General features: G+C 31.4%; 2 protein-coding genes and 1 pseudogene. All 3 read left to right on the plus strand.

From position 1 onward, the window contains the following. Nucleotides 1–185 (plus strand): annotated as a pseudogene (locus tag ASE01S_RS15215) (hypothetical protein); the annotation flags it as partial. A 132-nt stretch (nt 186–317) separates the two neighbouring features. Next, entirely contained in the window at nt 318–2,165 is a 1,848-nt protein-coding gene (locus tag ASE01S_RS15220) for an HsdM family class I SAM-dependent methyltransferase (RefSeq protein WP_217995670.1), read from the plus strand. Next, a partial coding sequence (locus ASE01S_RS16030; protein ID WP_067844397.1) for a restriction endonuclease subunit S occupies nt 2,158–2,984 on the plus strand: 827 nt, incomplete at its 3' end. The genes ASE01S_RS15220 and ASE01S_RS16030, both read left to right, overlap by 8 nt.

Consider the following 2,984-nt stretch of genomic DNA (forward strand, 5'->3'; position numbering starts at 1 on the left):
CATGGTTAGGAAATGATGAGACACATTATGTTAGAAAGTGGGAGGATAAAGATATACAGGATTTAAAAAGTCTTATAGATATAACAGTTTATTTCATAAGCATGAAACTAAAAGCAAAGAAATATAAAGAGGGAATGGCAGTAGGTAAAAAGAAAGAGCCTATTAGGACTTATCCAGTAGAGTAATAATACAACAAGGAGGCAGAGCTTATATAGCTCTCCTCTTTTTACTTTTGCAATAAAATACAGAGGAATTTAAAATGTAGTATAATACCTAAAGGAAATCATATTTTTTTGTGGATTGAGGAGGACAAGCTGTTGGGTAAGAATGAAAGAATTACAGAAAATATAGTAAGAGACAAATTAAAAGACTTAGGCTATTTTGATGATGAGTTTTTAAAAGTGGAGGAACAGATAAGCCACAATAAAACAATTAAAAATTGTTTAGCAAAGGCTAGTAAGAATGGTAAAGGAGCTGGAAAGCCTGAGTTTATTATTCATTCCTCCCTAAATAAAGATTTAGTAATTGTAATTGAATGTAAAGCTGACATAAAAAAACATGAAAGTAAGGAAAAAAATAAATATGCTGAATATGCTGTGGATGGTGTTTTACATTATGCAAAAAACTTATCTACTGCATACAATGTTGTCTCTATTGCTGTAAGTGGGCAAAATGAAAAAGAGTTGAAAACATCTGTATTTCTTTGGGCAAAGGGAACTAACTCACCAAAAGTCTTGGTTAATCAATACAATAATGAAATAGATGTTATTTTAACTTTTGATGAACTTTTTAAACTTGCAAGTTATAATCCTGATGTAGAAAAGAAAAGATATGAAGATTTATTAAGTTTTTCAAGGGAATTACATAACTACATGAGAGATTATGCAAAATTAACAGAGACAGAAAAACCTTTATTAGTTAGTGGTATTTTGATAGCATTATCTGACCCAGCTTTCTCAGTAAATTATCAAAACTATCCTTTCAGTATATTACCTACAGAGATGTATGAGGCAATTAGGAGAGAGGTTGAAAAGGCTCAAATTCCAAAGGCTAAAAAGCAAAATATGATACAGCCTTATTCTTTTATTTCTGTACATCCTGAACTAGCTAAACTTGATAAGAAAACAAATGAAACTCCTTTGTATAGACTGGTATTAGATATTGATGAAAAAGTAAGACCTTTTATAACCATTTATCAAAACTTTGATGTAATAGGGCATTTCTATGGAGAGTTTTTAAAATATACAGGTGGAGATAAAAAAGCACTTGGAATTGTTTTAACTCCTAGACATATTACAGATTTATTTTCCAAAATTGCAGGAGTTTCCTCAGCAAATAAGGTCTTAGACACTTGCTGTGGAACAGGTGGATTTTTAATTTCTGCAATGTCTGAAATGATGAAGAAATCTAAAACTGAGGAAGAAAGAGAACATATAAAAGCTAATTGCCTTATTGGTGTGGAACAGCAACCTAATATGTTTGCCTTAGCAGCATCTAATATGATTTTAAGGGGAGATGGAAAAGCAAATTTATATCAAGGTAGTTGTTTTGATGAGGCAATAACAAAAGAGATTAAAAATCTTAATGCTGATGTAGGTATGATCAATCCTCCCTATTCACAAAAAGGTGAGGGATTACATGAGTTAGACTTTGTTTATCACATGCTTAACTGCTTAAAAGAAGGTGGGATAGGAATAGCTATTGTACCAATAAACTGTGCTATTTCTCCTCACCCAATGAAAGAAACTCTTTTGAAAGAACATACATTAGAGGCAGTAATGTCAATGCCTGATGACCTTTTCCATCCAGTTGGTGTTGTAGCCTGTATCATGGTCTTTAAGGCTCACCAACCACATAATAAAAATGAATATCATAAAACTTGGTTTGGTTACTGGAAAAATGATGGATTTATTAAGACAAAACACTTAGGCAGAACTGACCTTTATAACAGTTGGCAAGAAATAAGAGATAATTGGCTAGATAGTTATTTTTCTAAGAAAGAAGAGCCTGGTTCAAGTGTAATGAAAAAGGTAACATCAGAAGATGAATGGTGTGCTGAGGCATACTTAGAAACAGATTACTCAAATATTAGTCAAGATGACTTTGAACATGAATTAAAGAATTATATGTTATTTAAGCTCTTAAATGGTGATACAGATGATTAAGATTAGTGATTTATTTGATGTTAAATATGGATTAAACATGGAATTAAATAAACTTAATATAAAGGAAAAGCATGACTCAAATACAGTCAATTTTGTCTCTAGGACAGCTAGAAATAATGGAGTTTCAGCTATAGTAGAAAAGGTTGAGGGTATAGAACCATTAGAGGCAGGTCTTATCACAGTATCAGGTGGTGGCTCAGTCCTTGAAACTTTTGTACAGCCTAGTCCATTTTATTCAGGTAGGGATTTATATTATTTAAGACCTAAAAGAGAGATGTCTTTGAAAGAAAAGATTTTCTACTGCTTGTGTATTAAAGCTAACAAATACAGATACAATTATGGTAGACAAGCAAACAGGACTTTAAAAGATATTCTTATTCCCAAAGATGTTCCTAGTTGGGTTCAATCAGTTAATCTTGACTCTTTTACAATTTATAAAGACAGCTTATCTAGAGATAAATTATCTTTATCTAGTAAACAATGGAGAGAGTTTCTTTATACTGATATATTTGATGTAAAAAAAGGCAAAAGGGTAGTTAAAAACAACTTGAAGGCTGGAAATACCCCATTTATTGCATCCATTGACTCAAATAATGGTATTAGAGAATATTGTGACCTTCCTCCTTTATTTGATGGAAATGTTATAACAGTTAATTATAATGGAAGTGTAGGAGAAGCCTTTTATCAACCTTCTCCCTTTTGGGCATCAGATGATGTAAATGTGTTAGTACCTAAATTTGAGCTTAATCCATACATAGCCATTTTTATAATTACAATCATTAAAAAAGAAAAGTATAGATTTAACTATGGTAGAAAGTT

The organism is Amphibacillus sediminis NBRC 103570 (assembly GCF_001552275.1).
Taxonomy (GTDB): Bacteria; Bacillota; Bacilli; order Bacillales; family Amphibacillaceae; genus Amphibacillus_B; species Amphibacillus_B sediminis.